Genomic DNA, 5,779 nt, shown 5'->3' with positions numbered 1-5,779 from the left:
ATGAGAGAGAAGAAAGCCGAATTCTTAATTGAAAAAGCCAATGCTGCCATGGAAGGAAAAACTGATTTGACAGCCATAGCAAGCGAACTCGATGCAACCATCGAAAGCGCAAGCAATATCAACTTCAACGCTGTGCAAATACCGGGTGTTGGAATGGAACCTGCCGTTATCGGAACTGCAACAACGCTCGATACCGATCAGATTTCAAAACCTGTTGCAGGCAATAATGGTGTTTACATCATTCAGGTAACTTCTGTTACCGAAGGAACCAACCATGATGTTGAAAGTGAACAATTGCAGCTGGCTCAGAATTTAACGTTCAGGGCCCAGTCACAAGCCTACAACGCTCATCGCGAAATAGCGGAAATTGAAGACCAGAGAGCAAAATTTTATTAATAGTTCAGAATAGATAATAGTATTTGAAAAGCTGCCCGTCAAAAGGCAGCTTTTTTTATTTGTGAAATTTACAGGGAGAAAGAAGGTTTTGGGAAAATTGGCAGGAAAAGCCTGTCAATAATTATCATCTATTTTACCGGAAACATCATCTTGTTTTTTTACTCCTGATTTAAAAACCTCCCGGACGATCAAGAATTTGTTAAATCACTTTCAGCAAATTGGCAGATATTTCATAATTAATTCAAAAAAAGATACTTTTGTCTGTTCGAATTAAAAACAATTAAAATAAAATGATATGGCTGACATAAAGAAAACAATTTTAATGATCCTTGACGGATGGGGAATTGGCGATGGTACTGAACGCGATATAGTTTCTCAGGCCCCCACTCCATTTATGGATTCACTGCTCGAAAAATACCCGCATTCACAACTACTGGCTTCGGGCGAAAATGTAGGATTACCCGATGGACAAATGGGAAACTCCGAAGTGGGGCACCTCAACATTGGCGCAGGCCGGGTGCTTTACCAGGACATGGTGAAAATTTCGAAAGCCATAAAAGATAAATCGCTTTGGGAAAATCCGCAAATTGTTGAAGCATACAACTACGCTAAAGAAAACAATAAAAAGGTTCACCTCATCGGGTTGATTGGCCCCGGCGGAGTGCATGCACTGAGCTCGCACATGGTGGCACTGGCACAAATAGCTACCGACATGGGGCTGGAAGATATTTTCATCCACGGATTGACTGACGGCCGCGACACCGATCCCCGCTCGGGTTACGGTTTCATAAAAAATGATTTGGAAGCACTGAAACCCACCAATGCAAAATTTGCTTCGCTCATTGGCCGTTACTTTGGAATGGACCGCGATAAAAACTGGGACCGTATGAAACTGGCCTACGACCTTTACACCAAAGGGAAAGGCGAAAAAGCAACCGATATACTGAAAGCAGTTCAGGAATCATACGACAACGAGGTGACCGACGAATTTATGAAACCAATTGTGATGGTGGATGAAAACGGTGAACCACGGGCAACCATCGAAGAAGGCGACGTGGTAATTTGTTTTAACTTCCGTACTGACCGTCTGCGCCAGACTACCATTGCTTTCACCCAGGAAGACTTGCCCGATTACGGCATGAAAACCATGGATTTGAAGTGGTACACCATGACCAATTACAAAGCCGATTTTAAAAACATCAATGTTATTTTCGACAAAGAAAACGTGGTAAATACCATGGGTGAAATCGTTTCAAAAGCAGGATTGAAACAGATAAGAATTGCCGAAACGGAAAAATATGCACACGTAACTTTCTTTTTCAGCGGTGGGCGCGAAGAACCATTCGATGGAGAAGAGCGCATCATGATTCAGTCGCCACGGGTACCAACCTACGACTTGCAGCCCGAAATGTCGGCACCAAAAATAAAAGATGCCATTGTGCCAAAGCTCAAAAACAAAGAGGCCGATTTTGTCTGCCTCAATTTTGCCAATGGCGATATGGTTGGCCACACCGGCGTTTATGAAGCCATTTACAAAGCTATTGAAGCAGTTGACCAGTGCGCCAAAGAAGTGGTGGAAGCAGCGCTTGAAGGCGATTACAATGTACTTATAATTGCCGACCACGGAAATGCTGACAACGCCGTAAACCCTGACGGTTCGGCAAACACGGCCCACTCACTGAATCCGGTGCCCTGCATTTTTGTGAGCAACGATAAAACCAACGTGAAACTGGAAGACGGCATACTGGCCGATGTTGCACCAACATTGCTTGCCGATATGGGATTGGAAATTCCCAAAGAAATGACCGGCAAAAATCTTATTTCGTGATAGAAATCGGACGCACCATAATCAGCCGCGATGTTTTTGAAAAAAAATTCGTATGCGACTTGCTGAAATGCAAAGGAGCCTGCTGCGTTGAAGGCGATTCGGGTGCGCCCCTAACACGGGAAGAAGCTGAAATTATTAAGCGGGATTATCCCAAATTCAAAAAGTACCTGCCCAAAAAACATCAGGATGCGGTAAAAAAACAAGGTTTCTCGGTTATTGACAGCGATGGGGATATTGTAACGCCGCTGGTGGATAAAAAACAATGCGCTTACACCTTTTACGATGAAAAAGGAATCCTGAAGTGTGGTATTGAAAAAGCATTTTTTGAAGGAGAGATTACTTCCCGCAAACCGGTATCGTGCCATCTTTTCCCCATCCGGATTACCGAATACAAACGTTTCGACGCAGTTAATTACGAAGAACTGGACATTTGCAAACCCGGACTGGCCTGCGGGGAAGCACTGCAAGTTCCGCTTTATAAATTCCTGAAAGAACCACTCATACACAAATATGGTGAAGACTGGTTCAAAGAAGTGGAGGTCGCTGCTGAATACCTCGAAAAACAGCCAAACTAAAAAGACTTCCTTTCAAATTCCGAACATCCTGCTCAGATCAATCGTTATATTGAGAAAGACGATTGTTCGAAATAATTATATTTTTTACCGAAGGGACTTAGGAATAATTTCGTAATCAGCTTTCATTTCATGAATACATTTCAAGATAAAATAAAAAGTTTTTCTGTTGCATTACTTTGGTTTCTGTTTTTGCCGATCATTTTCACAACATGTAAAAAAACCGAAACAAAAGAGCTGGAAGTGATTGTCTCTGCCTACAATTCTTTGCCTGGACAAACCCACCGAAACCATCCGAATATTGGCGCATGGGGTGACACGCTCAAGCCGGGAATGAAAGTCATTGCCGTTTCGCGCGATTTAATCGAACAGGGACTGACACACAACCAGCTTGTTAAAATAGAGGGACTACCCGGAAAATTCAGGGTGCTCGATAAAATGAACAAACGCTGGGAGCAAAAAATCGATATCTACATGGGAGTCAACGAAAAACGCGCCAAAAAATGGGGCACTAAAAAAGTTACGATTAAATGGAAGGTGGAGAAACAGGAGTAGCTTAGTACTCACCGCCGCCACCAAAGTCCATTCCTCCGCCACCGCCGCGGTCACCTCTTTCATCCGATTTAAAATTATGCCCTCGATAGCCGAAGAGGGAATTTAACACAGCGCCTCACTCCCACTCAACACACTTGGGCGGCCGTCGATAAGTACTGTGAAATTTGAAGACCATCTTACTGAGACATTGCCTTCGATATCCACCTGAACGGAAGGAGTATTTTCCAGCACATCTACTGCAGTACCGCCAATGGCACTGATGTCCTGGCTTACATTCACCACTTTTTTGTCGAGTTTAAATTCCACGGGAGCTTTATCGGCTACTACATCCACATCACCTATTGCCACCGACGAAGGGCTTACTTCAATTCGCCCCAAATCAACCGATTTATTGTTTTCGTCAATTACAATATCGTTTACTTTCGACTTCTCAAAATCAATAAATTGGGCTTCAAGAAAAAACTCACCCTGATGAAGGTTCGAAATTTCAAACTCGCCATTTTCGTTGGTTATTCCTCCTGTAACAAGGAACGAATCGGCTTTACTGTAAACCGCAATATTTGCAAATTCCAGCGGGTCATTTGTTTCTTCATGAATAACCACACCACTGATGCGTGCAGATTTTCTGTCGTCATCGGTTCCGGGAGGAGGATCATCATTTTCAGCTCTTGTTATAAAGGACAAGCTAAATATAATAAATGCAAGTGCTATTAATTTTTTCATTTTTTCTGTTTCCTGTTTTAGCAATGTTCATGACATCTATTAAGACAAAAAAGGTATTTTAATGGGTTAAATTAAAAATTGTTAATAAGTTGTTAATGCAGTTAAAGTGGAAAATGCACACAACCTGTATAAATAGGGTTATCAAAAAAACGACTACTTAAAATACACTTCACCTAACGTTAAAGTCCCCAGGCAAATCATTAAACGTAGAAAATCTTGTCGGATAAATTTTTTACCTTTAAGGATTTGATTAAAAGAAAAAGTGAGAACCGGCTGGCTGGAAATAAATCTGAGCAAACTTCCTGATTCAATAGATGACGGGCGGTTTTCAAAATAAAGAGAAAGTATTTTATAAGATGAAAAATTCAATAAACAGTATGGAACAGATTGAAAAATATTTAGGTAGTGAAGCAGAAAACCTGTTAACTTACAAAGCAACGTGTATTCCGAAAGAGCGATTAACCCTTCCGGGCCCCTCGGCAATCGATAACGTTTTTGGCATTTCCGACCGGAATGTGCAGGTATTAAAAAGTTTGTCTTCCCTTTATCACCACGGGAGGCTTTCGGGCACCGGTTATTTGTCTATTCTGCCAGTCGATCAGGGAATTGAGCATACGGCAGGCAGTTCGTTTGCACCAAATCCTGATTATTTTGATCCGGAAAACATTATTAAACTGGCCATTGAAGGCGGATGCAACGGGGTGGTAACAACTTTTGGCGGCCTGTCTTTGCATGCCCGAAAATATGCACACAAAATTCCTTTTATTGTGAAAATAAATCACAACGAGCTGCTCACCTATCCCAATAAATACGACCAAATAATGTTTGGAAGCGTGGAGGAAGCCTGGAATCTTGGCGCTACAGCCGTGGGAGCCACCATCTATTTTGGTTCGCAGGAATCGAACCGCCAGATTATTGAAGTGGCTGATGCTTTCGAGCGGGCCCATGAACTGGGAATGGCAACGGTTTTATGGTGCTATACCCGAAACAACAGTTTCAAAACCAAAGAAAAAGATTATCATACTGCTGCCGACCTTACCGGACAGGCCAATCACCTGGGTGTTACGATTAAAGCCGACCTGATTAAACAAAAACTACCCGAAACCAACGGAGGTTTTACTGCCCTTAAGTTTGGCAAAACCCACCCCGATATGTACAATAAACTAACTTCGGAACATCCGATTGACCTTTGCCGCTACCAGGTGGCCAACTGCTACATGGGGAAAATCGGGTTAATCAATTCCGGGGGAGCCTCATCGGGAGCTGATGACTTTTCACTGGCAGCTCGTACGGCTGTTATCAACAAACGTGCCGGAGGCACAGGACTTATATCAGGCAGAAAAGCTTTCCAGCGCCCCATGGAAGAGGGAGTTAAACTGTTAAATCTCATTCAGGATGTTTACCTGCATAAAGAAATTACGGTAGCCTGAACAAAAATGAGGTTTATATGACCAACCTGATAAAATGCAGGCTCCCCAAAAACCGGAAACCCAAAAGCGATGAAATTGAATTATGCGGCAAATACATGGAACAGGAAATTGAAATTGTAAAACCGGAATTTTTAATTCCCTTGGGATATCACGCCACAAAGTATATTCTGAGCCGTTTTTGAACTGCTGGACGGAACTGAAAAACAATCAACTGCCGAACCTGCATTTATCGCGGCATCGGTACAAAAACAAAAATGAAAGCTATGGAAATTACA

The 5,779-nt window shown here is 42.6% G+C and carries 7 protein-coding genes; 6 read left to right on the top strand and 1 reads right to left on the bottom strand.

Translation table 11 applies throughout. The annotated features are described in order from the left end of the window. The 4 genes from ACTCNA_RS17490 to ACTCNA_RS17475 form a co-directional block, all read left to right on the top strand. Positions 1–396, top strand: a 396-nt coding sequence (locus ACTCNA_RS17490) for a peptidyl-prolyl cis-trans isomerase (protein ID WP_462949227.1), incomplete at its 5' end; no start/stop codon positions are given. A 295-nt stretch (positions 397–691) separates the two neighbouring features. Then, a complete protein-coding gene (gpmI, locus tag ACTCNA_RS17485; RefSeq protein WP_462949226.1) occupies positions 692–2,224 on the top strand; it encodes a 2,3-bisphosphoglycerate-independent phosphoglycerate mutase in 1,533 nt (510 codons plus the stop codon). Beyond that, complete coding sequence (locus ACTCNA_RS17480) at positions 2,221–2,799, top strand: DUF3109 family protein (RefSeq protein WP_462949225.1); 579 nt, start codon at positions 2,221–2,223, stop codon at positions 2,797–2,799. Before gpmI ends, ACTCNA_RS17480 begins: the two co-directional genes overlap by 4 nt. A 129-nt stretch (positions 2,800–2,928) precedes the next feature. Then, positions 2,929–3,351, top strand: a complete 423-nt coding sequence (locus tag ACTCNA_RS17475) for a 3D domain-containing protein (protein WP_462949224.1) — start codon at positions 2,929–2,931, stop codon at positions 3,349–3,351. 102 nt (positions 3,352–3,453) lie between these two features. On the opposite strand, the gene ACTCNA_RS17470 is transcribed toward ACTCNA_RS17475, so the two are convergent. After that, positions 3,454–4,074, bottom strand: coding sequence for a carboxypeptidase-like regulatory domain-containing protein (locus ACTCNA_RS17470; RefSeq protein ID WP_462949223.1), 621 nt, complete (start codon positions 4,072–4,074; stop codon positions 3,454–3,456). A 356-nt stretch (positions 4,075–4,430) separates the two neighbouring features. Between ACTCNA_RS17470 and ACTCNA_RS17465 the strand changes: the two genes are divergently transcribed. Continuing rightward, positions 4,431–5,504, top strand: a complete 1,074-nt coding sequence (locus tag ACTCNA_RS17465) for a class I fructose-bisphosphate aldolase (RefSeq protein ID WP_462949222.1) — start codon at positions 4,431–4,433, stop codon at positions 5,502–5,504. Positions 5,505–5,521: 17 nt separating this feature from the next. Next, on the top strand, positions 5,522–5,686 hold the full coding sequence (locus tag ACTCNA_RS17460) for a uracil-DNA glycosylase family protein (protein ID WP_462949221.1): 165 nt from the start codon (positions 5,522–5,524) through the stop codon (positions 5,684–5,686). Positions 5,687–5,779: the final 93 nt, after the last annotated feature.

The sequence above is a fragment of the Tangfeifania sp. genome (genome assembly GCF_055108615.1).
Note: the sequence above shows the minus strand (reverse complement) of the source record. Positions and strands in the feature narration are given on the sequence as shown.